Below are 25049 nucleotides of genomic sequence, written 5' to 3'. Positions count from 1 at the left end.
AGGAGCACCGACAAGATCGTTTGAGCAGTTCGTTGACAGAAAGTTGACAAACGATCTGTGGGCCGTCTGGATCGTTAATCTGCGACGCACGGAGGATCGTGCATGCGCCAACGAACGCATCTCATCGCGTTGGTCGCGGCTGTGCTTGACGCGGCTGCGAGCATCGTGGCCGCCCGCGCGTTCTCCCGATCAGATGGAGCAATGGGCGAAATACAACCTGGTTATGCCTTCCGCACAGGGCATTGAATGCACATAGAACCCGGCACCCCACTCGCGGACGCGGTCAAGGCCGCCCGGTCCGCCGCGTTGCGCGGCAACGTGCTCGGCGTCGACCTCGCCTACGCGAAGGCCGCGAAGATCAGCCCGCTCGTCGCCCACGACCACTGCGCGACGCTGCTGAACCTCGGCGCGATCGCCAAGGCCGCACAACGCTGCGACGAGTACCTGGGCACGGGCAACGACATCACCCTGAGGGTCCTCAGGGCCCAGATCCGCAGTGCCGCGACGGATCACGTCGCCGCCGAGAAGGACGTGCGCGAGCTGCGGAAGGTGAAACTCACCGAACTGGAGCAGGCGAGGCTCGCGCGAGTGGCCGCGCTGGCCGCCGCGGACCGCTACGACTACCCCACCGCGGAAAGCGAGCTCGACGCCGCCGAACGCCACTTCCGCCGCGCCGGACGCCCCGAGCACCTGGAGCACATCGGCCGGGACCGGGTTCTCCTGGACGTGCGCAGAGGCACGCGCGTCACGAAGATCAACGGTCAGGCTCCCCGAAATCCGGCCGAGTTCCTGCGACGGGCCGCCGCGCTCCGGCGCGAGGTCCGGTACGAGGAAGCGCTGGCGTTGATGACGAGATGCCTCACCAGCTACCAGATCGAAGCCGCGCTGCGGTACGCCGTCCTCTACGAGCTGACGGTGCTGCTGGTGATGACCAGGCAGGCGGGCGCGGCTCGCCGGCTCTTCCCGCTGCTGGCCGCCGCGGCAGGGCCGGAGGTGATCGCGCAGCTCCCGGACGCCACCCAGACGCTCCGGCCGGAACGCCGGCTCAGCCACGTCCGCCGCCTGATCGCCGAGCACGAGCTGCTCAAGGCGGAAGGCATGCTGGGCGAGGGAAACTCCCCGCTGTGGCACCTGACCGCCGCCGAGCTCGCCTACGCCCAGGGCCGCCTCGAACAGGCCGCACTGCACTTCGAGGTCGCGAGCCGATCAGGTCACGCCGAGCTCACCGCGCTGGCGCTGCGCAAACTCGGCGACACGTTCGCCGACGCGGGCCACGAAGACCTTGCCGCACAACACTGGGCCGAGTCCCACCGCATCGAGGAGAACAGCACCGACCACCACGACGGCCCCAGCGGCAAGCTCCGGATGCTGCGCGCCGCCCCCGACGAACACGACGGCCGAGTGCTCGCCGCGGTCCGCCGCGTCCAGCGCGACGGCGGCAAAGCGTTGGCGGGCCTGGTGGTCGCCGTCGAAGCGGCACGGGGCGCGGCAGTCCTCACCGAGCCCCGCGACCTCCCGAGCTTCGTCGACCTGCCGGCGGCCAGGCGCTGGCTCGCCAGGGCCACGAGGCGGCTGCCGAAGGACCAGGTCGTGTGGATGATGCACGCGACGCCGGACCGGCTCCACCACGTGATCATCGGTCGCAGGATCACGCACGTCACGACCGACGTCCACATCGGCGAGCTCACCGACACGATCCGTCGGCTCAAGGCGTGGAAACCCAAGTACGACAACGCGATCCTCGGCACCCTGCTCGGCGACCTGACCCGCCTGATCGCGCTGGACGACGTCATCGAGGCCCTGCCGCCCGGGGTCACCCGGATCGCGGTGGTGGCGGGTGACCTTCTCGCGGACGTCCCGCTCGCCGGCCTGCCCGTCTCCGGCACGGGCCACCACCTCGGCGTGAGCCACGCGCTGTCCAGCCTGCCCTGCCTGTCCGCGCTGCGCCCGCTGCAACGCCGCTCCCGCAGGCAGAGAGGCGACGAGACGGCGACCCTCCGGAAGTCCGCGGAACTGCGACGGACTCTCGAAGAGGACCGATTCCACCGCATCCGCCTCGACGCCCACAGCACGAACGACCGCATGAACCCCGGCCAGTCGTGGCTGGAGTTCCGCGACGAACGGATGTCCGTGGAAGCGTTGGGAAAGCTGGACTTCAGCGCGTGCGGCACAGTCGTGCTCGGCGCCTGCGAGTCCGGCATGACGCAGCAACGCGGCCACGACGAGGGAACCGGGTTCGTCCGCGCGGCGATCACCGCGGGCGCGGCCTCGGTCGTCGCGGCCCGTTGGCAGGCAGGCGACGAGGTGACGCGGAAGGTGCTCGACGCGTTCGACCGTCACCTGACGAGACTCCCGAGAGATCGCGCTCTGCAGCACGCACTGAGAGAAGTCGCCGACCGGCACCCGGCCGACTGGGCGTGCTGGTCCCTGCACGGCGACGCGGGCGTTCAGACCTCAGCGGGCCCGCTGCGCAGACGATTCAGGAAGAACGGAGACCCCGTGCCGCTCGAAACCCGTCCCAAGGTGTTCCTGTCGTTCGCCGGCAAGGACCGCCCGCACGCCGAGCAACTCCGTGCCGAGCTGGAAGCGCGCAACGTCAGCGCCTACCTGGACGAGAACGAGATCGCGCCGGGCGACAACGTGATAGCGGCGATCGACGAGGCGCTGGCCACCTCCGACTACTACGTCCTGCTGTGGTCGGCGAACACCCCGCATCGCGAGTGGGTCGCCAAGGAGTGGACGGGGGCGTTCAACCTGGAGATGACGCGCCGCCGTGCGTTCCTGTTCATCGTGCGGCTCGACGAGGAACCGCTGCCCCCGTTCCTCGCGCCGCGCAAGCACATCGACCTCGTGGACGCCGCCGACCGCCTCGTCTCGATCTGGCGCTCCGACCGCAAGTCGGAGCTCCCGGTGTTCCCGCAGCCCGTCCCGCCGACGCCGGACGGCCCGACCGTCGCGATCTCGGTGCGCAGCCACGACCTCGGCACCACGCACGTCGTGATGACCCCGCTGCACCTCACCGGCGCCGCGTTGTACCGGTCGGTGTTCGACGCGATGCAGCTGCCGACCGAGCAGGCCACGTTCGACGGCGCGATCGGGATGCGGTTCACCTACGAGCTCTACCAGCAGAACGAACCGATTCCGGACGATCAGTCCACTGTGGAGCTCACGTCCGACGTCGTGGACATCGCGGTCCGCGTCGAGTCGTACGGCCCGCGTGGCTCCCAGGGCAACAAGGAGTTCCGGCCGTTGCCGGAAGAGGGGCTCGACGTTGACCAGCAACGCATGCTGCTGGTCAACGCCTTCCGTCATCTGCTCCCGTAGGACTCCGAACGGGTGAATTCGGCCTTCGCTGTCAGCCTTGGCTGGTTTCAGCGCCTGTAACCGTTGAAGGTCGCCCCAGGGCGGTGAACGACGTGAGCGGACGCTGAAGGGAAGGCCGTTGAGCACACCGGAGCCGGATCTGGGCTTCGCCGAGTTCTTCCGCGGCTGCCTGCCCGTGGTCACGAAGACGCTGACGGCTCTGAGCGGCGACACTCGCGTCGTCGAGGACATCGCGCAGGACGCGATGGTGATCGCACGGCACCGGTGGAACGACATCCACGCGTACGACAAGCCCGAGGCGTGGGTGCTCAAGGTCGCGATACGGCTCATGCGGCGCTGGCAGCAGCGCTACGGACACGAAACGCCGCTGGCCGAGGTGCCCGAGGTCGTTCAGCCCGTGCACGAGGTGGAGGCGCTGCACTCCGCGTTGCGCGAGCTCTCCCCCAGGCACCGCGAGACCGTGGCGCTGCACCACCTGCTCGGGTACTCGGTCAGCGAGATCGCCGCGGTGCTGATGGTCGGCGAGTCGACCGTGCGCACGCACCTCACCCGCGGCCGGGCCGAGCTGCGACGGATTCTCGGAGGCAGTGATGAGTGAGCTGCTGAGCCAGTTCGAGCTCGACGAGGCCGTCGAGCGGCTGTACCGCCTCGGCGAGGCCGCGGAACGGGCCGGTCGCCTGCGCGAGGCGGCCGTGCACTTCCGGGTCGCCGCCGACCAACGCCTCGGTGACGCGGCCGTGCGGCTGGCGCACGTCCTGTTCGCACTCGGCGAGGCAGCCGAGGCCGAGCAGTGGTGCCTGGCCGCCGTGGCGGACGGCTTCCCCGAGGCCGAGGAGTTGATCAGGGAGAACTCCGAGGCACGGCAACGGTTCCTGGAGCACGCGGCCCGGATCACGGTCGGCGCGCCCACGTTCGACTGGCTTCCGTCCGGAATGCCCTCGGTCCACGTCGCGCCCGAGGCGATCGCGGCGCGCACCGAGGCGTTGCGCGCGTTGGACCGGCGTTACGGCGGGATCGCCTGCCACACCGCGGTTCTGGAGCACCTCGCCGCTGTCGAACCGATGATCGTCCTGGGCGACGCCCTGACGTGGACCGCGGTCGCCGAGGTCTACGAGCTGGCGGGCTGGACGGCGTTCGACAGCGGACGACCCGGGGTCGCGCTGCCGCACTTCACCAAGGCTCTGACGTTGGCGCGCCAGGCGGAGAACGAGTCGCTGATCGCCTCCGTGCTGACGCGGGCCGGCCGGATGTTCCTGCACCACAACGCACCTGACGACGCCTTGAAGGCGTTCCAGCTCGGTTTCGTGGCGGCGCACAACGCGTGGGCCGACCGGCACTCCTTGGACGATCCCGAACAAGCGATCGCCGCGCTCACCACAAAGGTCGGCACGTATGGCGAAGGCCGGGCCCGCACTCTCGCGCTGACGGCGTTGGCCCGCAGTCATCTCGCTCTCGGCGACATAGCGGTGGCGACCGAGTTCGCCGGAGAAGCCGTGGCGTCCGCACAGAACCTGCGTTCGTCCCGCGTCGACGACCAGCTGCGCCGGCTAGGCAGGGAAGCCCACTCAGCCGGTGCATCTGTGCTGGCAGAGCAGGTTTCGGCCCGTTTCGCGCGTTCTGGATGATCTTTCACCCGATCCGGGCCGATACACGCGTGCGCGCATTCGAGTAAGTTCTTCGGCATGGCCGAGCCTTTCTCCTGGGTGCCCGCGGGAATCAACACGGACGTGCCCAGCGCGGCACGGGTCTACGACTTCCTGCTGGGAGGTGGCCACAACTTCGCGTCGGACCGCGTGGTCGGCGACAAGGTGCTGCAGATCCTGCGCGACGGCCGTGCCATCGCCGCCTCGAACCGTTCGTTCATGCGCCGCGCCGTCCTGCTGATGATGGAGCAGGGAATCACGCAGTTCCTCGACCTCGGTTCAGGCATTCCGACGGTCGGCAACGTCCACGAGATCGTGCAACAGGCAAACCCGGACGCACGAGTCGTCTACGTGGACTACGACGAGGTGGCGGTCTCGCACAGCCAGCTCATCCTGGAGGGCAACGACAACGCGGGCGTCGTGCAGGCGGACATGTGCCGCCCGGACGACGTGCTGTCCGACCCGGTCGTGAAGGACCTGATCGACTTCTCCCGGCCCGTGGGCCTGCTCATGGTCGCCGTGCTGCACTTCGTCTCGGACGAGAAGGGCCCGGCCGAGGTCGTCGCCCGCTACCGCGACGCCATGCCGTCCGGCAGCCTGATCGCCTTGTCGCACCTCACGGCCGACTTCAAGCCGGAGGAGATGGGCGCCGTCGTCGAGGCGATGAAGCACAGCCGCGACCCGATGTACTTCCGTTCGCACGACCAGTTCGAGCCGATGTTCGCGGGCATGGAGATCCTCCAGCCGGGCGTCGTCTCGGCGCCTCAGTGGCACCCGGAGCTCGGCCCGGCTGGAGAAGGTGGCCCTGCGGACGTCTACGTCGGCATCGGCCGCATGGCAGCACCGTGACCCGAAACCTTGGCGTGCAATCTCACGCTCAGCAGGACACCTCCCGGCACCGCGATGCGCCCGTCTGACCGCGAAATGGCCGGCAAGGTTTCGGGCCACGGTGCTAGCGGAACCTCCAGGCCTGAGCCGCGGAACCGTTGCAGCTCCAGATGTTCAGGCGAGTGCCGGGAGTGGTCGACGCGTTGGGGTTGTCCAGGCACAGCCCCGACTGCGGGTTCTGCACGGAGCCGTCCGACCGCACGCGCCACTGCTGCGCGCCCGTGCCGTTGCACTCCCACAGCTGGACGGCCGTGCCGTTGGTGGTGCCGCTGTTGCTGATGTCGAGGCACTTGCCGGAGATGGCGATCGTGCCGTCCGCAACGACGCGCCACTTCTGCGCGTAGGAGTTGTTGCAGCCCCAGATCTGGACCGGGTTGCCGTTCTGGGTGCCGCCGGCGTTGTTGTCCAGGCACAGCGCGGAGTTCGCCGACAGCTCGACGGAACCCGAGCCGGACGGGTGGCGTTCGGCCGGGAGTGACGGCGTGTTCAGGTGGTAGAAGTCGACGGCCAGGTAGTTCGGGGTCTTGCGGGCCGCGGGTTCGCAGAAGCGCTGGGCTCGGTTGACGAACTTCGAGTTGTCGGTGGAGACCGTGCCCTGCATCGGGACGTCGCGGAAGTGGTTCATGACGAAGAGCGGGCGGAAGTTGGCTTCCGTCGCGGTCAGTGGCTTCTCGCCCCAGCGGGAGTAGCAGGACCAGTCGGAGGCGCCGGTTCCGGAACCCATCGACCAGTAGTTCTCGACGGTCCAGTCCTTCTGGTAGAGCACGCCGGAGTTCTCGCGGCCGTCCCGGCCGTGGTCGGTGAAGATGAGCAAACGCTTGCCGGTGGCCCTCATCTGGGACAACCTCGGCCAGCCGTTCTCGCGGACGCCCTCGGCGCGGTACAGGACGTCCCCGAGGCCGTTCACGCGCGCGAGCTCGGAGCGCAGGACGTCGGCGGAGACGTAGTCCTCGAGGAAGACCGTGACGATCTCGGTGGGGCGTGACTTCAGGAAGTCGACGATGCGCTGGATGTCGACGTTCAAGGCCACCGGCTTGCTGACGGCCGTGCAGCTGTTGTGGCAGAGGATGGCGCCGTCGGGGGTCTGGTGGATGTCGAGCATGAAGCCGCGCACGCCGTCGTTGAGCTGCTGCACGATGCCGCGTGACTGGTTCGGGGCGATGTTGGCGAACATGAAGCCGCCGTCGACGCCGTTCGCGTAGGCGTTGTGCGCGGTCAGGAACGTCATCTCGTCCAGGCGCGGGTCGGCCGGGGTCTGGACGCGGACCGGGTTGACCGGGGTGAGGAACCACGTGTCGTTGCCGGTGCCGACGCGGATCTGGTCGGTGCCGGACGCGATCAGGTACCGGTCGGCGCCGGGGTCCTTGAAGCGGTATCTGTCCTGGTCGTCGAGGAGCCCGACCCACTGGGCCTCGGCGCTGGAACAGCTGACCATCTGGGCAGTGTCGCCGTTGCGGCCCAGGCACTGGCCGCCCTCCGCCAACGTGCTGCCGTTCCAGGAGAACTGCTGGCGGTCCTCGTTGCCCTTGGGGCGGTGCTGGAGGACGGAGGAGCCGGACACGGCGGCGTTCTGGCCGGTCACGGCGCTTTGCAGGTAGTAGTTGCCGTTGGGGGCCGCGGCCGCGTCGACGGGGACGAGGAGCAGCGACAACAGCGCGAGTGCAGGGATGATGCGCATGGGGTGAAGGGTCGTCCATGGACGTGAACATGAAAAGGATTCACGCCGAAATCCGTCCAAACCGAGACATCTGTGGGCTGGACCACAAAACGCGATGCAGCGGATCGAGCGGCGAGAGGGGTTTCCCGATCCGCAAGCGACCACAGAGGAGAAGGGGGCGGCGTGGGGTTCGACCAGTTCGTCGCTGATCGACTGGACCGGCTGTTGGGGTACGCCACCGCGATCACCTGCGACAAACACCTGGCGCAGGACATCGTGCAGAACGTGCTCATACGCGCGCAGGGCAAGTGGGAACGCATCGGAGCTATGGATGCGCCCTACCTCTACGTGAAGCGCATGGTCACCAACGACTACCTGTCGTGGCGGCGTCGCAGAGCAGCGCGCGAGATCGCAGTGGAACGCGCTGAGCTCGCCAAACACGCACCATCGATGGCCGATCCGGCTGACGCGCATGCCGAACGTGAGGCCATGCGCGCACGGATCGCCATCCTGCCGCGCAAGCAACGTGCCGCGTTGGTGCTGCGGTTCTACGAGGACTGCAGCGACGCGGAGATCGCACAGGTGCTCGGGTGCGCGGAATCCACCGTGCGCAGCCAACTCTCTCGTGCGCTGCAGACGTTGCGCACGCACGAACTCGCCCGGTCCGCCACCCTGGGGGTGCACTCATGAACGACCTGATCCGTCAGGCCATCGCCGCCGAAGCCGAGGAGCGAGTGGACTCCCGGACCGTGCTGGCCAACCTGCACAAAGCCAAGAAGCGCAAGCCGTTCGGGCTGATCGTCGGCGTCGCCACGCTGACCGTCGCCGCGGCCGTCGCGGCCGTCGTCATCCCGACAACCCTCAAGAAGACCGACGCGTCGCCGGCGGCGCAGACACCGGCCGCGCAGAACGTCCTGCTCATCGGCACGGACGAGTACCACCGCACCGATGCGCTCGTGTTCGCACGCTTCGAGGGCGACGGGTCGGCCACGGTCATCTCGTTGCCCCGCGACATCTACGTGGGGTCGGGCCCCGACCGGATCAACAGCCTGTACATGGAGGACCCCCGCAAGCTGACGGACGCCGTGGAGCAGATGACCGGGGCGAAGGTCGACCACTACGCGGCGATCAACATGTCCGCGTTCGGGCAGATCGCGGCTGCCGTGGGTGGCGTGGAGGTGTGCCTGAGCGCGCCGGCGAAGGATCCGCGCAGCGGCACCGACCTGCCCGCGGGCAGGCAGCTGATCTCCGGCGACCAGGCGCTGGCGTTCCTGCGGCAGCGGTTCGACCTGACGGGCGGCGATCTGGACAGGGCGAAGCGGCACCAGGCCTTCCTCGCCGGCCTCGCCGCGAAGATCACCAAGGACAACGCGCTGATGATCGCCCGCCAGGTCAGCGGGACGATCCAGGTCGACCAGGGCTGGGACGTGGCGGAGTTCGCGGCACGGTTCCAGGGGCCGGTGAAGATCCGGACGACGACCTTGCCGGTGGGTGAGCCCGTTCAGCGCGACGGCACCTTCGGATTCGCGGTCGACCCGGCTCAGGCCAAGCAGTTCGTCGAGACGCAGTTCAACGGCGAAGGGCCCGTGCGGGACGGGTGCGTGTACTGACGATCACTCGGATGGAGCATCAAGTCGCCCTTCTGCGCAGCCGATGACCAGCATGTAGGCCGCCGGATGGCCGCTACGATCAATTCGTGCGTGAACCACTTGAACGTGACTCCGAGATCGCGCACATTCGTGAAGCTCTGGACGCAGCCACCCGTGGTGAGGGTCGCGTCGTCGTCATCGAGGGCCGTGCGGGCATCGGCAAGACCAGGCTCGTGCACGAGTGCCGTGAGCTGGCCAAAGAGCGTGGGTTCGGGCGGCTCCAGGCCGTCGGCGACGCCCTGGAGAGCGCCATGGCGTGGGGCGTCGTCCGGCAGATGGTCGAGCGTTCGGTGTCGCGGTACTCCGGTGAACTGCGCGAGAAGATCCTCGCCGGACCGTCCGGGGCGGCGCTGAAGGCCCTGGACGACGCCGCGCTCGACCCGAGTCAGGCCGAGCTCGCCCGCACGCTGCACTCGTTGTGGTGGGTCGCGGTGGACCTCTCGTCCACCCGCCCGCTGCTGATCACGGTGGACGACGCGCACTGGGCGGACCACTCGTCGCTGCAGTTCCTCGTCTACCTGTCCCGCCGGATCGCGGACCTGCCGATCGCGCTGGTCGTCGCGACCAGGCCGCCGATGGACAACTTCGGGCCGCTCGCGCAGCTGAGCGTGTCCGCCGACCGGTTGCTGCCGCGCCCGCTCACCACGGACGCGCTCAGCGCGCTGGTCGGCGGGCACCCCGAGGTGATCACCGCCCTGCACGCGGCCAGCGGCGGGAACCCGTTCCTGTCCGGCGTCCTGGTCGACGAGCTCGCGGCGCTCGGACTGCCCCTGGACGACGCCGCGACGGCGGAGAAGGTCGGCACGCTCGGGCCGAGCACCGTCTTCCGCGCCACGCTGGGAAGACTGCCCGCCGAGGCGGTGGCGCTCGCGGGCGCGGTCGCCGTGCTCGGCACGCACGCCGATCCGTGGCAGGCCGCGGAACTGGCGGAGGTCGGCGATCTCCCCGCCGCGGTCGAGGCGCTCACGGCGGCGAACGTGCTGATCACCGGCGAGCACCTGGAGTTCGTGCATCCCGTTGTGCGTGAAGCGGTGCTGACCGGTCTCGGGCCGATCGCGCGCGCCTCGCTGCACGCGCGCGCTGCGAAGTCGTTGCAGGAGTCGCACGCTTCGGCCGATCGAGTGGCCGCACATCTCGTCCACGCTCCCAAAGGGACGCTGCCGAACGCCGCCGAGGTGCTCAGGAAAGCCGCGGCGACGTTGCTCTCGGCCGGCGACCCGCGCACCGCCGCGGGACATCTGGCGCGAGCGGTGGACGAGAAGCCGGGCGACGCCGGACTGCGTGCCGAACTCGGGCGCGCGTTGCTGCGGGTCGGTGACGCCGTGAGCGCACACCGGCACCTGAAGGCTGCGGCCCAAGGCCTGCCGGACGCGGAACTGGTCGCCGCGGCGGCCTCGGCGACGGCCGCGCTGGAAGGCCCGGCAGCGGCGATCGCGGAACTGACCGAGGCCATCGCAGCCCGCCCGGACGGCGAGTCACGGCTGCACCTCGAAGCACGGCTGGCGGTGTTCCGCTCGTTCCTCCCCGACCAGCGCCAGGTCGCGTCCGCACACCTGAGCGGCTACGCGGGACTGGCGGGCGGCACCCCGGACGAACGCACGTTGCTCGGCCTCCTCGCGCAGATGGGCCGCTACGAGGTGTGGCCGCACGACGAGGTCGCCACGACCGCAACGCGCGCGCTCGCGAACGGCGCCTACCTGGACGACGCGACGGGCAGCACGGACGCGATGGTCGCGTGGCTGGTGGCGTTGCTCGCGCTGATGGCCGCGGACGGCGTCGACACCGCGCGGCACGAGATCGAGCGGGCCAGGCTGAAGGTGCGGGCGCACGGCTCGCCGATCGAGTTCGCGATGGTGGCGAACGCGTCGCTGTTCCTGAACTGGCGCTGCGGCAACATGCAGGTCGTCGAGGCAGAGGCCGAGGGAGCGCTGGCCGCCGTCGCGCACGAGGACCCGGTGTCCGAGGTGATCAGTCTGCGCGCGACCTCGACGCACTTCGCGGTCTACGCGGCGCTCGAACGCGGCAACGTCACGGCAGCGAACGCGTTCATCACGGCGTTCGACAGCAAGCACGCCGATGCCCGCCTGACCATGCCGATGATCTGGCTGCACGAGGTGCGCGCGTTGATCGCACTGGCCGAGGGCGACGCACGGCGCGCGATGTCCGAGGCCTACCGCCAGCGTGACGCGATGCATCAGGTGCACGTCGATCCGCCGACGATCCCGTGGCGCGCGGTGGCCACCCGCGCCGCATTGCTCCTCAACCAGCAGGAACTCGCCCTGGAACTGGCCACCGAACAGCTCGGCGTGGCCCGCAAGTGGGGCGCGGCGACCGAAGTGGGCGCGGCCCTGCGACTGCTCTCGAACGCCGACGCGGACGCACGGCTGGAGCTGCTGACCGAGTCCGTGACCGTGCTGGAGGCGTCACCGTCACGCCTGGAACTCGCCCGATCCCTGGTCGACCTCGGCGAAGCGCTACGGGTGGCGCGACGCCGGACCGACGCCCGCGAGCCGTTGCACAGGGCGATCGAACTGGCCGGAGCCTGCGGCTCAGCGGCACTGCAGACACGCGCGGTCGAGGCGCTGGAGGCACTCGGCGACCGGCCACGGCGCCAGATCACGCTGGGCGCGGAGGCGTTGACGGCCTCCGAACGGCGCGTGGCCGACCTGGCGGCGGCCGGCAGGGCGAACAGGGAGATCGCGCAGGAGCTGTTCGTGACGCCCAAGACCGTCGAGAACCACCTCGGCCGGATCTACACGAAGCTCGGAATCGCAGGTCGCAGGGATCTCGCCCGCGTCCTCGCCTAAGACAGAGCGATGTGGGGGTGTGCCTGATACACCCATCTTTTCCGCAGGAGGGTTGAGGGATCTCCCCTCATGCCTTTGGGGGTTCGCCTCGGCGAATCTTGTGTCACCGCAGGGGAAACACAAGAACTCAAAGGGGAAACCGAAATGATCCGCAACGCTCTGATCGCCGCCGCCGCTCTGACCGCCGTCGTCGCTCCCGCCACCGCGGTGGCGGACCCGATCATCGGCACGCCGCCGCCGTGCGTCGGCGCCTCCGACCTCGCCGGCAGCGAGTTCAACGTCAAGAAGTGCGGCGTCAGCGATGTGGACCAGTTCCGCGCCGGCCTGGAGAACAACGGCAACGCGTACTGCGGCCCGGCCTCCCTCTACAACGTCCTGCACTACTGGGGCCACGAGAAGGACGCCCCCGTCGGCTGGCTGACCACCAAGGTCGGCAACCTCGACCCGAAGGACACGGGCGACTACAGCGTCATCACCAACTCGATCTGGCGCATCGGCGTCGACTCGAAGTACAACGGCGGCACCAACCTCACCAACCTTCGCAAGGCGTGGGACATCGCCACCAAGCCCGCCCGCGACGCCGGTTGGACGACCTCCACGGGCGTGGTGAGCACCCACGAGAACCCGGACTTCGCCGGTGAGCTCGCGAAGAAGCTCAACGAGGGCCCGCTTCAGCTCGTGTACGGCCGCTACAAGGCCGGCCCCACCACCGGTTCGTTGCAGCGCAGCGGTGGTCACATCGTCACCGTCGTGTCCGCGACCGGCTCGTTCAACGGCAGCACGATCCAGCTGAAGCTGGCCGACCCGGGCCGTGCGCTCGACAGCGGCCAGGGCAACTACCTCTACACCCAGTCCGCGTACGAGTCGCTCGACGTCACCCTGACCAAGCGGTCCATCAAGGAGTACGTCCCGGTCAAGGACGACGAGAACACCCGCGAGGACGAGTCGCTGGAGCCGGGCACCTACCGCACCGTGACGCGCTGGGAGCTCACCGGCCCGCGCTACGTCAGCGACACCACCCGTCAGATGGTCGAGGGCTTCAACTGGTTCGACATGGCCAAGTAGCACCTGGTTTCAGGGCCGCATCCCTTCAGGGGTGCGGCCCTTTCGCCATAGCCTGGTCCCATGCCCAGCCGCGATCGGGAACGCACCCGCCGCCGGTTGCTGGACGCCGCGTTCGTCGAGTTCGCCGCCTACGGGATCGCCGGGGCGCGGATGGAACGCATCGCCCGCATCGCCCGGTGTTCCGCAGGTCTCGCCTACACCTACTACGGCGGCAAGGACGAGCTGTTCGACGCCGTGCAGTCCGAGGTCGCGAGTGCGGCGGCCGTGCAGTTCGACGCCCGTGACCTGCCCGGATACGCGGCGCGCCTGTACGACCTGCACCACCGGCACCCGGAGTTCACCCGGCTCGCGACCTGGCAACGGCTGGAACGGCGCGGCTGCGTCAGCCGGGTCGCCGAGGTCGAGGCGATCCGGGCCGCTCAGGAGTCGGGGCTGGTGTCGTCGCGGTTCTCCGCCGAGCAGGTGTTGCAATTGGTGCTGGCGATCGCGTCGATGTGGTCGAACGCCGCGGGGGACGCCGATCACGTGGAACGGCGGCGGTCCGTCGAGGACGCCGTGCGCCGGTTGGTGGAGCCGTAGGTCAGTCGGTCTCGTTGCCGAAGAACGCGCGCAGGAGGCCGTACCCGTCGATCTGGTTGCGAGCCAGGTGTCAGGAGGTCGTGTCCGAGTACTCGACCGCTCGCCGGCGGCTGATCAGGTCCAGCGCGGATTCTGACAGCCGTGCCACCCGCGCGCATGCGGTTAACCTGGAACTATGCGTGTTCTCGTCGTCGCCGCTCCCCTGCTGGGTCACGTCTTCCCGTTGATGCCGCTGGCCCTGGCGTTGCGCGAGGCGGGCCACGAGGTCGTGGTCGCCACGGGTGGCGAGGCGCTCCGGGTGCGCGACTCCGGCCTGCGCGTCGAGGACGTCGTCCCCGCGAACGTCCGATTCGGACCGATCGCGCTGCGCATCATGCTGACGCATCCGTTGGTGGCCAAGAGGGAGATGCGCGGCAGCGGCCGGCTCGACTTCGTGTCACGGCTGTTCGGCACGGTCGGCGACGCGATGACCGCGCCGTTGCAAGCACTTGCCGCGAGTTGGAAGCCGGACGTCGTGGTGCACGAACCGCTGGCCGCCGCCGGGTCCGCTTTGGGCGTGCCCTCGATCGTGCACGACGTGTCGCTGTTCGACGGACTGGAGCTGACGGCCGCGGTCGGCGCGCGGATGAAGGCCGAAGTGCGTTCTCCCGCAACGATTCTGCGCACGGCACCACCGTCGCTCGCGGAGTTTCCCGGTGGCGAGCGGATGCGGTTCGTCCCCTACAGCGGTGACGGCGAGGTGCCGCAGTGGCTCGCCGAACCGTCCGGCAAGCCGCGCATCCTCGTCAGCCGGAGCACCGCGCCCGGTCCTGGCGCGGGCCGGATGATGGCGGCCGTGGTCAAGGCGGCCGAGCGGGTGGACGCCGAGTTCGTGCTGGTCCGCCCGGACCGCACCGAGGGCCTGCCCGGCAACGTCCGGACGGTCGGGTGGGTGCCGATTCCACGCGTGCTGCCGTTCTGCGACGGGATCGTGCACCACGGCGGCGCGGGGACGTTGCTCGGCGCGCTCGCGGCCGGGGTGCCGCAACTGGTCGAGCCCGGACCTGGCGACCGGACCGTGCACGCGACCGCGATCACCGGGCGCGGGGCGGGGCTGCGGGCGGAGCCGCGGGAGGTCACGCCGGAGTTGCTCACCCGGCTCATCGAGGACTCGAAGCTGCAACGGGCGGCCGGTGAGGTGCGGGCGGAGATCGCCGCGATGGTCTCGCCCTCCGACATAGCCCGGCAGTGGGAAAGTATCCGGCCACGGGGTCACGATTCGCAGGATTGACTCCCGGCGGAAAAGAACAGCACCTAATCTGGCCGGGTGCGCATTCTCTTCTCGAGCCTAGGCTCACACGGACACGTTTACCCCATACTCCCGCTCGCGATCGCCGCGCGAGCGCAAGGACACGACGTTCTCTACGCCGTCGACCCCGGATTCCACGCGACCGTGGAAAAGCTGGGCTTCACGGTCGTCGACGCGGGCATCAGCATCTGGGACGCGTTCCGCCAGGCCAACGAGTTGCACGGCACGGGCGAGTTCCGGCGCGACATGCTGCGCCAGACGGCCGTGGACGCGTTCGGGTCTGTGCTGCCCAGGGCCTTCGTGAACGATCTGGAGCCGGTGCTCGAACGGGACAAGCCGGACCTGGTGGTCTTCGAGATCATCAACCCCGGCGCGGGTCTCGCCGCCATGCGCGCCGGGATTCCGACGGTGTGTCACGGATTCGGCAAGATGGACGAGACCCTCGTTCCGGAGGCAATGAGCGACCTCCTTTTGGAGTACGTCGCCGAACTCGGCATCACGTTGCCCGATGGGCATCATTACGGACTCGGATCGACTTATCTGGACGTCTTCCCGTCGTCTTTGCAGGACCTGGACTATCTCGCGGACGTGGATCGAATTCCGATGCGACCGGTTCCGTTCGCCGAGCCGGGCGAATTGCCCGATTGGGTCGCGGCGCACGAAAGGCCGCTCGTCTACCTGACGTTCGGCACCGCGTTCTCGAACCCGGACGTGCTGCGGACCGCGATCGCCGGCCTCTCAGGCGTGGACGCCGAGGTACTGGTCGCGACCGGGCCGCAGGTCGATCCGGCCGTGCTGACCGACGTGCCGGGCAACGTGCACGTGCTGCCGTGGGTGCCTCAGGCGGATCTGCTCGCGCACGCAGATCTCGTCGTGCACCACGGCGGCGCCGGCACCACGGTCGCCGCGATGACGCACGGCCTGCCGCAGCTGGTGCTGCCGCAGGGTGCCGACCAGTTCCGCAACGCCGAGATCGTCGCGAACACGCGCCTGGGCGGCCGGCTCGTCGGCGAGGACTTCACGGCGGACGCGGTGCACGAGACCGCGCGGAAGTTGTTGAAGGACAACGAGGTCCAGGCCGCGAACGCCGCCATCGCCGCGGAGATCGCCGCCATGCCGCACCCCGGCGACGTGGTGCCGAAGCTGGCCGAACTGGCCGGATGACGACGTGCGAACCGGTGCCTACTCGCTGGGCACCGGTTTCAGCGCCGACAACGCGTCCTCGACGGAGTCGTGCAGCGCGAGGACGTCGACCACTCCCGTGACCTGCAACGGTCGCCTCACCGCCCGCTGCGGTGCGACGACGTGCAGCTTCTTGCCGAGCTCGTCAGCGAGCTCGTGGGCCGTGATCAACGTCGAGATGCCGGTCGAGCCGAAGAAGCTGACCTGCGTGAGGTCAGCGATCAGCGCGGGTCCGGCGGTGACGAAGGCGCGACGCACCGCGCCCAGCACTTCGTCGGCCGTGTCGACGTCGATCTCGCCTTCCACGGCGATGACGACGATCCCCGCGACAGTCGCGACACGGACCGTGAGCAGCGGCGATTCCTTGAACTCTTCTTCGTTCACCAGCACTCCCCGGTGGCCGAAGGCGCACGAGACTCGGACTCCGAGCACGCTGCTGAACCCGGCTGTCGCCCCGACGTTACGGCCGTTGCTTCCCCATCACAACCTATCGTCCTCCCAACCGCCGGACGGCGGCGACCAGTTCGGTGTTGCGCACACCCTTGGCCAGGTAGTCCGTGACGCCCGCACGGCGCATGTCGTCGACCGCGCCCGCGTCGGTGTAGGCGGAGAACGCCAGAATCCGCGTGCCGGGCGCGCGCTGCAGGATCTCGGACGCCGCGTGCGAGCCACCACCGAACGGCATCCGCACGTCGAGCACGACCACCTCCGGCGCGTGCCGTTCGGCCAGCTCGACGGCCTCGCGAGCGTCGGCGGCGACCGCCACCACCTCCAGGTCCGGCTCGGAGTCGAGCACGTCGCGCAGGACGTCCCTGATCAGAGGATCGTCGTCGGCGATCAGCACGCGGACGATCACGGCCGCACGTCCGGCAGCCAGAACTCGACGACAGTGCCTCCGCCCTCGCGCGCCGTCACGGTGCACCAGCCGCCGGAGGCCACCGCCCGCTCCCGCATCTCGATCAGGCCGAAATGACTCGTGTTCAGGTCGAGGTCGGGGAGCCCGACGCCGTCGTCCGCCACCTGGACCAGGAATCCCTGGTCCACAGTGGACAGATCGAGGACGGTCGACGACGCACGCGCGTGCTTGCGGACGTTGGTCAGCGCCTCCTGGCAGATGCGGAAGATGGTGATGGCCGCGTCGCCACCCGGCTCGCGTTCGAGTCCGTACCTGATCTCCCCTGCCATGGAGGTGTCGGCGAGGTAGACGGCCAGCGAGTCGCGCAGACCCTGGCGTTCGATACCGGGAGGCCGCACGCGGAACACCAGGTTGCGCAGCCTGCTGATGGTGGCGCGGACCGCCCCGTCGAGCTGCCCGACCATCTCGCGGTGCTCCTCGGGCAGCTTGCGGGCGAGCAGCTGGAGCCGCATGTCGACGGCGACCATGGCCTGAATGGTGTCGTCGTGGACGTCCCAGGCGATGCGCTGCCGTTCCTGCTCCTGCGCCTCCACGAGGTGGGTGAGCAACCGGCGCCGGTCGGTGAGCTGCTGCTCGGCGCGCCGCCGTTCGGTCATGTCGCGGGTGACCTTGCCGAACCCGCGCAGCTCACCGGCGTCGTCGTGGAGCGCCGTGATGATCACGTTCGCCCAGAAGCGGGTGCCGTCCTTGCGCACCCGCCAGCCCTCGTCCTCGATCGCGCCGTCGGCCCTCGCGACCCGCAGCTCCCACTCGGGCTTGCCCGAGCTGACGTCCTCCGGCGGGTAGAACGCCGAGAAGTGCTGCCCGATGATCTCCTCGGCGGTGTAGCCCTTGATGCGCTCGGCGCCGGCGTTCCAGCTCACGATGTGCCCGCCGGGGTCGAGCATGAAGATCGCGTAGTCGCGCACCCCCTGCACGAGCAGGCGGAACAGATCGCTGTCGCGCCAGGCGTCCGGTTGCACGGCCTCATCATGATGCCTACGCCGTCAGCTCACACCAGACGACCTTCTGACCGGCTCGTTCGGTGAAACCCCAGCTCTCGCCGAGCGTCGCGACGAGTCGCAGGCCCCAGCCGCCGGCACGTGGCCCGAGGTCGGTGGCGTCGTCCGAGACCTCGACCAGCACCTGGTCCGCGCCGACGAAGAGGCGCACGACAGCGCGGCCGCTGCCGTGCCGGACGGCGTTGGTGGCGAGCTCGTTGACGACGAGCACGACGTCCTCGTGGTTGCCGCGATAGCCGCAGACGAGCGCGGTGCGGCGGGCGAAATCCCGGGCGAGCGCCACACCGCCGCGCTGGTCGTTCTCCGGGAGGGAGAAGACGGCTTCGGTGAGCGGACTCATGGCCACTCCATCACAGTGCATCAACGGCTCTGATCTGGGCAGACGCAGACGGATCAGGCCGTCTGGTGCAGGTGCGTCAGTCGAGCAGGCCCTCGCGGCGGGCGATCGACACCGCTTCGAGCTTCGAGCGCGCGCCGAGTTTGCCGAGCACGCGCTGCACGTGGTTGCGCGCGGTGTTGCGGGCGACGCCGAGCCTGGTCGAGATCTGGTCGGTGCCCGCGCCGTCCGCGAGCAGCAACAACGTCTCCTGCTCGCGTGCGGTGAGCGTGGCTCCGGCTGTCTTGACCCGGCCGGTCAACCGGTCGAGCACGCCCGCGAGCAGCCGCGAGTCGAACACGACCTCGCCCGCCGCGACCATGCGGACGGCCTCGACCAGGTCGTCCAGCCGTGCCGACTTGAGGATCAGGCCCGCACCACCGGCCTCGGCGACGCGCGCCGCGACCGACGCCGTCGCCTCGCCGGTCAGCACCAGCACCTTGGCGCCCGCGCTGACGAGTTCCGGGATCAGCGCGGTGCCGTCGCCGTCGGGCAGTCTGCGGTCGAGGAGGACGACGTCGGGCCTCCCGCGGCCGATCTCCGCGAGAGCGGTGGCGATGCTGGACGCACGGGCCATCACGTCGATCCCGGCCCGTTCCAACGCCAGCCCGATCGCTTCGGCCACCATGTCGTGGTCCTCCACGAGAACCACACTGGTCATACAGGTCAGCCTACGGCGTAACGGAAATTCCGCGACCGTCCGACCACGAACGGTCGCACCTGGTCGAACACCTCTTCGTGCTGCTTCTCCACACCCAGCCGGGGTGAGATGAGCTTGACGAGGTGGGTGGCCTCGGTCCTGAGGGCGCCGCCGAGCGGCAGCACTCCCAGGAAGATCTCGGCGCTGGAGTTCGCGGCGGCCTCCCTGGCGTTGTGCAGCGCTTCCAGCGGCAGGTCGTTCAGCAGGACGTTGTCGCCCTGGTAGGCGTGCGGCGGCAGCGGTTTTCCGGCGGCCTGGGCGAACGGCTTCGCGCTGAACTCCTCCTTCAGCGTGGGCGCGACGCGGAGATGGTCGATGCCGAACGGTTTCGTGCTCGCGAAGGTGATGCGCACGACGTCGCCGAGGGTGGTGAGCGTCGGGGTGACGTGGCCGGGCAGGTCCCAGCTGTGGAACGCCTCGAACACCTCAGGTGCGTGCTGGGCCTCGAAGAACATCTCGCCCGCGTGGACCTGGTCGATCGGCAGGAGCTCGAACTCCAGCGCGGTGACGACATCGCCGGTCTTCTCGATCTTGCGGACGCGGTCCGTCGCGAACCCGAACTCCCTGGCCAGCACGCTGAATCCGCCGCCGAGGGTGTAGCCGGCCACACCGACGTCGCTCGCGTCGCCGCTGAGCGGGGCGAGGCCGTGCGGGGCGGCCTTCTCGATCACCTGCTGCCACACCGCGCCGGCTTCGGCCCTGGCGGTGCGGCTGCCGGGGTCGATCTCGACCTTGTTCATGCGCCTGGTGGAGATCAGGACGCCGGTCGTGGCCGTGGTCAGGCCGTGGCCGGTGCTCTGGACCGAATACTCGTGGCCGTGAGTCTCGGCGTAGCCGACGGCTTCTTCGACGTCCCGCGCGTTCTCCACGGCGAAGATCACCTGTGGTTCGTGGCGGAGCCCGGTCTGGAAACCGCTGCGTTCCTCGTCGTAGCCGGTGTCTCCGGGGTAGAAGATGTGCATGGACATAGGGTCGCTGGCCTGCTGTTATATGTCCAAGACCTAGTTGTGCTGGCCTCTATAATCGTTGATTATGGAGCTTCGGCAGCTGGAGTACTTCGTCGCGGTCGTCGAGTCGGGCTCGTTCACGCGGGCGGCGGAGCGGGTGCACGTCGCGCAGCCCGGGGTCAGCGCCCAGATCCGGCGGCTGGAGCGGGAGCTCGGGCACGACCTGCTGGACCGGTCGGGGCGCACCGTCACGCTGACCGACGTGGGTGCGGCGGTGCTGCCGTTGGCGCGGGCAGCGCTGGGGTCGGTGGAGGCTGCTCGGCGAACCGTGGAGGAGATGGCAGGGCTGGTGCGCGGTGCCGTCCGCGTCGGGATGGTCGTGTCCTGCGGGATCATGGACCTGCCCGAGCTGCTGTCGGAGTTCCACTCGGCGTTCCCCGCTGTCGAGATCACGTTGGCGGAGGCCAACTCCGACGCGCTGATCTCGTCCCTTGTGGACGGTCAGCTGGACTTCGCGCTGGTCGGGTACGTGGGTGCGGAGCCGGAGGGGTTGTCCGTCCGGGTACTGGCCGACGAACCGCTCGTGGCCGCGGTCTGCGCCTCGGATCCCTGGTACGGCAGGGAGTCCGTGCCGCTGGACGAGCTGCTGGAGCGCGGGTTGATCAGCCTGCCGCCGGGGACGGGGTTGCGCGGAGCGCTGGACGCGGCGTGCGGCTCGCGGCGGCCGCGGATCGCGTTCGAGGCCTCCGCACCGACGATGGTGATCACGCTGGCGCAGCGCGGGCTCGGCCCGGCGATCCTGGCGTCGTCGATGGTGGGTGATCTGCACGCCGTGCGGATCACCGATCCGGTGCCGCACAGCCGGCTCGCCTTCGCGTGGCGCGCGGAGGGTCCGCACAGCCCGGCCGCGCGGGCGTTGATCGGGCTCGCGAAAAACCAGGTGACAACGAATTAGTCGCCTGTCACGATCAACGCATGTTCCTGACGGCTGAGCACAACACGTACGCAGGTGTTCCTGCGGACGCGCTCGCCGTTGTCCTGGCACAGCTGGCCGGCGCCCGACTCTGACCCTTCTCCAGTCCATCCTTCAGGACCACTGGAGGAGGGTTGTAGCGGTCCATCGGTTCTGAACCCTCCAGCTGTGACTCCCGAGGACATAGGGCAATGAAGCAAGAGTTCGTGCGCGCCAAGCCGCACCTCAACATCGGCACCATGGGGCACGTCGACCACGGCAAGACCACGCTGACCGCGGCCATCACCAAGGTTCTGTCCGAAAAGGACCCTTCGGGCACGACCTTCACGGCGTTCGACCGGATCGACCGGGCGCCGGAGGAGCTGGCCCGCGGCATCACGATCAACATCGCGCACGTCGAGTACGAGACGCCGACGCGTCACTACGCGCACGTCGACATGCCCGGCCACGCCGACTACGTGAAGAACATGATCACGGGTGCGGCGCAGCTGGACGGCGCGATCCTCGTGGTGTCCGCGGAGGACGGCACGATGCCGCAGACGCGCGAACACGTGGTGCTCGCGCACCGCGTGGGCGTGCCGTACGTGGTGGTGGCGCTGAACAAGGCCGACGCGGTGAGCGACCCGGAGCTGCTCGACCTGGTGGAGCTGGAGATCCGCGACCTGCTCTCCCAGTACGGCTTCGACGGTGACGCCACACCGGTCGTGCGGGTGTCCGGCCTGCGCGCGTTGCAGGGCGACCCCGCGTGGGTGCAGTCGGTGGTGTCGTTGCTCGACGCCGTGGACTCGCACGTGCCGGTGCCGGAGCGCGACATCTCCGGTCCCTTCCTGATGCCGATCGAGAACGTCCTGACCATCACCGGCCGCGGCACCGTCGTGACCGGCGCGGTGGAACGCGGCGTGCTCGGCCTCGGCGACCAGGTCGAGGTGCTCGGTCTCGGCGACGCCGTGTCGTCCGTGGCCACCGGCATCGAGACGTTCGGCAAGCCCATGCAGCAGGCCCAGGCGGGAGACAACGCCGCGATCCTGCTGCGCGGGGTGAAGCGCGGCGACGTCCGGCGCGGCCAGGTCCTGGCCCTGCCGGGCAGCGTCGCGCCGCACAACCGGTTCCGCGCGACCGTGTACCTGCTCTCGCACGCCGAGGGCGGCAGGCACACGGGCATCGCGTCGAACTACCGCCCGCAGTTCCACTTCCGCACCGGCGATGTCGTCGGCGTGGTGGAGCTCGACAGGACGCTGGCCCTGCCAGGTGACACCGTCGAGGTCACGGTGGAGCTGGGCAAGGCGGTGGCGATGGACACCGGGCTGGGCTTCGCGATTCGCGAGGGCGGCAAGACCGTGGGTGCCGGCACGGTCGGCGAGATCCTCGCCTAGGGCGGCGGTGACGACCCGAGAAGGTGGTCGCGCTGCCTTGAAGAGCGCGGCGGGACATCCTTGTCCCGCCGCGCTTTTGTCATGGCGTGTCGAGCAGCTCGCGAAGGGAGGCGTTGCCGGGAGCAGGGATCGCACGGGTCAGGTAGAGCTCGTCGAGCGGCCGGACGAGTGCCCGCAGTTCACGCGCGGCCTTGGCGGGCAGGGCGCGCTGGGCGTCACGCAGGATGCCGCGGCACCAGTCCGGCTCGTCCCACCCGCCGTAGAAGTAGTGGCAGGACTCGGAATCGGTGATGGCGCGGATCGGGCCGTGCACGAAGGCCGACCAGCAACGGAGTGCCCTCGCGACCGCGCCGGGGTGGAAGTGATCGCGTTCGAACCTCGCGATGGCACCCGCCGTGGGTGCGGAGGCCCCGGTCACCTGGGGAATGGACTGTCCTGGCCGGCGCCGGTGGACGCGGGCCCGGTCGGGGCGCCTACGCGGCATGGCCCTTTCTGGTGGTCATACCGGGGATTCTAGCCCGTGACACGTCGATCAAGGCACGACCTCCGTGGCCCAGAACTCGAAGAACTCCTGCTACCGCGGCCCGATCTGCCTGATGAAGTCACCGACGGTCACGAAGAGGTCCCTTCCAGCACGTAGACCGTGTAGGCGGAGCGGATGATGGGCTGCGCGACGTTGCGGACCCGCACCCCGCCCGGCGTCATGCCCTGCTCGGTGCCGAAGTGCGCGTGACCGTGCACGGCGAGATCCGTGCCGGTGGCGTCGATCGCCTCGCCGAGCAGGTACGAGCCGAGGAACGGGTAGATCTCCGGCGGTTCGCCGCGCAACGTGTCCGGCACCGGCGCGTAGTGCGTCAACGCGACCTTGATGTCGGTGTCCAGTTCGGACAGTGCGCCCTGCAGGTTCTCCGCGATCTCGCAGGTGTGCTGGATGAACGCCTTCATCTCGCGCTCGCCGAACGCGCTGCCGCACTTGCCCGCGAACCCGCCGCCGAACCCCTTCACGCCCGCGATGCCGATCGAGCAGCCGTTCGCCCGGTGGGTGAACGTCGTGCCCTCCAGTACATGGATGCCCTTGTCCTGCAACGTCTTGGTGACTTCGAGCGGTTTGTCGTCGTGGTGGTCGTGGTTGCCCAGGACAGCGACGACGGGCACCGGCAGGTCCGCGAACTCGTCGGCGACGACGGCGGCCTCGACGACCGTGCCGTGCCGGGTCAGGTCACCGGCCAGCAGCAGGACGTCGGCGTGCTCGCCGACCTTCTCCAACGCCGGCCGGAGATGCCCGCGCATGTCCTCGCCGAGGTGGATGTCCCCGACAGCCGCGACTCGGATCATCGCAGGTCCTCCTCACCCTCCGGTTCGCCCGCAGGCGTCACGCGCACGTCGTTGAAGATCGTCAGTTCGGGGGCGGCCTCGTGCAGGACCTCCTCCAGCGCGGCACGGCGGTCCGCGCACGCCACGTCGCCGGAGAGCATCACGTGGTCACCGCGCACGGTGACCCGGACGCCGAGTTCGGCGGTGCGAGGGTCCTCGGCCACCGCCCTACGCAGATTTGCTGCCAGGTACTGCTCGGAACTCATGGCTTCTCCCGATGATGTCCAGGCGTTCGATGAGCATCAGGAATGCTTCGGCGTAAGGAGATTCCTTGGTCTCCTCGCGCACCTGCTCCCAGTCGATCTGTTCGCGCAGCGCGCGGGCGAAGGGCAGCAGCTCGCTGAAGTCGCAGCGATGCCCGTCCAGCACGAGCAGCTTGCTGCTCAGCACGAACGTCGCCGGCATGACCGGCAGCATCACCGACCCGACCGGCATCTCCTCGGCCATCGCGAGGATCTCGTCGGTGACGAGGCGTTCGTTCGGCCGGAAGAGCAGGTCCACCAACGAATCCCCGTCGTAGACCTTGAGCAGCCAGTCCTCTGGCGGCTCGGCAGCGCGAAGCCCGCGCTTCACCAGTACGCGCACGGCTTCCGTGGCGTCCTCCGGGCGCACGAGGAGATCGACGTCGTGTTCGCTCGCCGGCCCTCCGCGCGCGTACCCCGCACAACCGCCTGTCAGCGCGAAGGGGATCTCCGCGCTGCGCAAGGCGTTGGCGACTTTGACCAACGTCCGCAGCAGTTCGTCCTGCAGTCCGCTCATGCACTCCCGGCTACCCCGCCGGGGCGCGGTGTGAACCTCAGTCCGTGGCGAGCCGCGCGTGGGTCTCGGTGTCGTAGCGGACGCCGTCGTAGAGCAACCGGGCCCGTTCGACGCCTTCCACCGCGTAGCCGGCGCCCGTCGCGACGCGGCAGGAAGCGGGATTGTCCAGGCGGTGCGCGATCTCCAGGCGGAACAGGCCGAGCTCGGAGAAGGCGAACTCGCTGACCGCGAGGCAGGCCTTGGTCGCCAGCCCCTTGCCGCGCGCCTCCTCCCGCATCCAGTACGAGACCCACCCGGTCAGGTGACGGCGCTCCACACTCGACACGGCGACGTTGCCCACCGGCACGCCCTCGTGCAGCACGGCGAACGAGTAGGCGACGTCGTCGGTCCGGCGGGCCGTGAGCAGCGCGATCCACTCCTCGGCCGCGGGCAGCGAGTCGATCTGGGCCGTGAACTGGCGGTCCATCATCTCCTCGCCCGACGCGGCCAGGATGATCGGCGCGTCGTCGGGGGTCCAGGGCCGCAGCAGGGTGTCCACCTGTCCACTT

At 69.3% G+C, this 25049-nt stretch carries 25 protein-coding genes; 13 read left to right on the top strand and 12 right to left on the bottom strand.

The features are described from left to right. Nucleotides 1-246: 246 nt before the first annotated feature. The 4 genes from BM417_RS13570 (at nt 247) to BM417_RS13555 (ending at nt 5816) form a co-directional block, all read left to right on the top strand. Nucleotides 247-3324 carry a TIR domain-containing protein gene (locus tag BM417_RS13570; RefSeq protein WP_093592493.1) on the top strand — a complete coding sequence of 1026 codons (3078 nt, stop codon included), beginning with the start codon at nt 247-249 and terminating at the stop codon, nt 3322-3324. 118 nt (nt 3325-3442) lie between these two features. Then, nucleotides 3443-3922 (top strand): sigma-70 family RNA polymerase sigma factor, encoded by a 480-nt coding sequence (locus BM417_RS13565; protein WP_177320415.1) that lies wholly within the window; start codon nt 3443-3445, stop codon nt 3920-3922. Further along, complete coding sequence (locus BM417_RS13560; RefSeq protein WP_093592487.1) at nt 3915-4949, top strand: tetratricopeptide repeat protein; 1035 nt, start codon at nt 3915-3917, stop codon at nt 4947-4949. Before BM417_RS13565 ends, BM417_RS13560 begins: the two co-directional genes overlap by 8 nt. A 57-nt stretch (nt 4950-5006) precedes the next feature. Further along, nucleotides 5007-5816 (top strand): SAM-dependent methyltransferase, encoded by an 810-nt coding sequence (locus BM417_RS13555; protein WP_093592484.1) that lies wholly within the window; start codon nt 5007-5009, stop codon nt 5814-5816. A gap of 103 nt (nt 5817-5919) precedes the next feature. On the opposite strand, the gene BM417_RS13550 is transcribed toward BM417_RS13555, so the two are convergent. Beyond that, entirely contained in the window at nt 5920-7533 is a 1614-nt protein-coding gene (locus BM417_RS13550; protein WP_218164461.1) for a PI-PLC domain-containing protein, read from the bottom strand. A 162-nt stretch (nt 7534-7695) separates the two neighbouring features. Here BM417_RS13550 and BM417_RS13545 point away from each other — a divergent pair, with 162 nt between their 5' ends. From BM417_RS13545 to BM417_RS13515, 7 genes are all read left to right on the top strand, one after another. Further along, entirely contained in the window at nt 7696-8202 is a 507-nt protein-coding gene (locus BM417_RS13545; protein WP_093592481.1) for a SigE family RNA polymerase sigma factor, read from the top strand. Next, nucleotides 8199-9122, top strand: coding sequence for an LCP family protein (locus BM417_RS13540; RefSeq protein WP_093592479.1), 924 nt, complete (start codon nt 8199-8201; stop codon nt 9120-9122). The genes BM417_RS13545 and BM417_RS13540 overlap by 4 nt, the downstream gene beginning before the upstream one ends. An 86-nt stretch (nt 9123-9208) precedes the next feature. Further along, entirely contained in the window at nt 9209-11968 is a 2760-nt protein-coding gene (locus BM417_RS13535; protein WP_093592477.1) for a helix-turn-helix transcriptional regulator, read from the top strand. Between the two features lie 144 nt (nt 11969-12112). Next, nucleotides 12113-13033 (top strand): hypothetical protein, encoded by a 921-nt coding sequence (locus BM417_RS13530; RefSeq protein ID WP_093592474.1) that lies wholly within the window; start codon nt 12113-12115, stop codon nt 13031-13033. Between the two features lie 60 nt (nt 13034-13093). Next, nucleotides 13094-13612 carry a TetR family transcriptional regulator gene (locus BM417_RS13525; RefSeq protein ID WP_093592471.1) on the top strand — a complete coding sequence of 173 codons (519 nt, stop codon included), beginning with the start codon at nt 13094-13096 and terminating at the stop codon, nt 13610-13612. A gap of 175 nt (nt 13613-13787) precedes the next feature. After that, nucleotides 13788-14882 carry a glycosyltransferase gene (locus tag BM417_RS13520; RefSeq protein ID WP_093592468.1) on the top strand — a complete coding sequence of 365 codons (1095 nt, stop codon included), beginning with the start codon at nt 13788-13790 and terminating at the stop codon, nt 14880-14882. Between the two features lie 36 nt (nt 14883-14918). Continuing rightward, nucleotides 14919-16064 carry a glycosyltransferase gene (locus tag BM417_RS13515; RefSeq protein WP_093592465.1) on the top strand — a complete coding sequence of 382 codons (1146 nt, stop codon included), beginning with the start codon at nt 14919-14921 and terminating at the stop codon, nt 16062-16064. Nucleotides 16065-16082: 18 nt separating this feature from the next. Here the strand turns inward: BM417_RS13515 and BM417_RS13510 are convergent, their stop codons facing one another. The 6 genes from BM417_RS13510 to BM417_RS13485 form a co-directional block, all read right to left on the bottom strand. After that, the gene (locus tag BM417_RS13510) at nt 16083-16466 is read right to left on the bottom strand and encodes an STAS domain-containing protein (protein ID WP_177320414.1); all 384 of its coding nucleotides are present in this window, start codon (nt 16464-16466) and stop codon (nt 16083-16085) included. Between the two features lie 103 nt (nt 16467-16569). Continuing rightward, nucleotides 16570-16938 carry a response regulator gene (locus tag BM417_RS13505; protein ID WP_245821903.1) on the bottom strand — a complete coding sequence of 123 codons (369 nt, stop codon included), beginning with the start codon at nt 16936-16938 and terminating at the stop codon, nt 16570-16572. Continuing rightward, complete coding sequence (locus BM417_RS13500) at nt 16935-17960, bottom strand: PAS domain-containing sensor histidine kinase (protein ID WP_245821902.1); 1026 nt, start codon at nt 17958-17960, stop codon at nt 16935-16937. The genes BM417_RS13505 and BM417_RS13500 overlap by 4 nt, the downstream gene beginning before the upstream one ends. A gap of 16 nt (nt 17961-17976) precedes the next feature. Further along, a complete protein-coding gene (locus tag BM417_RS13495) occupies nt 17977-18339 on the bottom strand; it encodes an ATP-binding protein (protein WP_093592459.1) in 363 nt (120 codons plus the stop codon). A 76-nt stretch (nt 18340-18415) separates the two neighbouring features. Continuing rightward, nucleotides 18416-19036 carry a response regulator transcription factor gene (locus BM417_RS13490; RefSeq protein ID WP_093592456.1) on the bottom strand — a complete coding sequence of 207 codons (621 nt, stop codon included), beginning with the start codon at nt 19034-19036 and terminating at the stop codon, nt 18416-18418. Nucleotides 19037-19041: 5 nt separating this feature from the next. Then, nucleotides 19042-20037, bottom strand: coding sequence for an FAD-binding oxidoreductase (locus tag BM417_RS13485; protein WP_177320413.1), 996 nt, complete (start codon nt 20035-20037; stop codon nt 19042-19044). 70 nt (nt 20038-20107) lie between these two features. Between BM417_RS13485 and BM417_RS13480 the strand changes: the two genes are divergently transcribed. After that, nucleotides 20108-20977: a LysR family transcriptional regulator gene (locus BM417_RS13480; RefSeq protein ID WP_093592451.1), complete on the top strand. Its 870-nt coding sequence runs from the start codon at nt 20108-20110 to the stop codon at nt 20975-20977. A 209-nt stretch (nt 20978-21186) separates the two neighbouring features. Beyond that, nucleotides 21187-22368 carry an elongation factor Tu gene (tuf, locus tag BM417_RS13475; protein ID WP_093592448.1) on the top strand — a complete coding sequence of 394 codons (1182 nt, stop codon included), beginning with the start codon at nt 21187-21189 and terminating at the stop codon, nt 22366-22368. Between the two features lie 79 nt (nt 22369-22447). Here tuf and BM417_RS13470 read toward each other — a convergent pair whose 3' ends face one another. The 5 genes from BM417_RS13470 to BM417_RS13450 all read right to left on the bottom strand — a co-directional run bounded on the left by BM417_RS13470 (nt 22448) and on the right by BM417_RS13450 (nt 25039). Continuing rightward, nucleotides 22448-22786, bottom strand: a complete 339-nt coding sequence (locus BM417_RS13470; RefSeq protein WP_093592445.1) for a hypothetical protein — start codon at nt 22784-22786, stop codon at nt 22448-22450. Between the two features lie 194 nt (nt 22787-22980). Beyond that, a complete protein-coding gene (locus BM417_RS13465) occupies nt 22981-23703 on the bottom strand; it encodes a metallophosphoesterase family protein (RefSeq protein ID WP_093592442.1) in 723 nt (240 codons plus the stop codon). Beyond that, nucleotides 23700-23906 carry a BON domain-containing protein gene (locus BM417_RS13460; RefSeq protein ID WP_322788954.1) on the bottom strand — a complete coding sequence of 69 codons (207 nt, stop codon included), beginning with the start codon at nt 23904-23906 and terminating at the stop codon, nt 23700-23702. The genes BM417_RS13465 and BM417_RS13460 overlap by 4 nt, the downstream gene beginning before the upstream one ends. A 4-nt stretch (nt 23907-23910) precedes the next feature. Further along, nucleotides 23911-24501 (bottom strand): nucleotidyltransferase family protein, encoded by a 591-nt coding sequence (locus BM417_RS13455; protein ID WP_093592437.1) that lies wholly within the window; start codon nt 24499-24501, stop codon nt 23911-23913. A 37-nt stretch (nt 24502-24538) separates the two neighbouring features. Then, nucleotides 24539-25039 (bottom strand): GNAT family N-acetyltransferase, encoded by a 501-nt coding sequence (locus tag BM417_RS13450; protein ID WP_177320412.1) that lies wholly within the window; start codon nt 25037-25039, stop codon nt 24539-24541. Between the last annotated feature and the right edge of the window lie 10 nt (nt 25040-25049).

Source organism: Lentzea waywayandensis, assembly GCF_900115955.1.
Classification (GTDB): domain Bacteria; phylum Actinomycetota; class Actinomycetes; order Mycobacteriales; family Pseudonocardiaceae; genus Lentzea; species Lentzea waywayandensis.
This window is presented reverse-complemented; position numbering and strand designations above follow the sequence as displayed.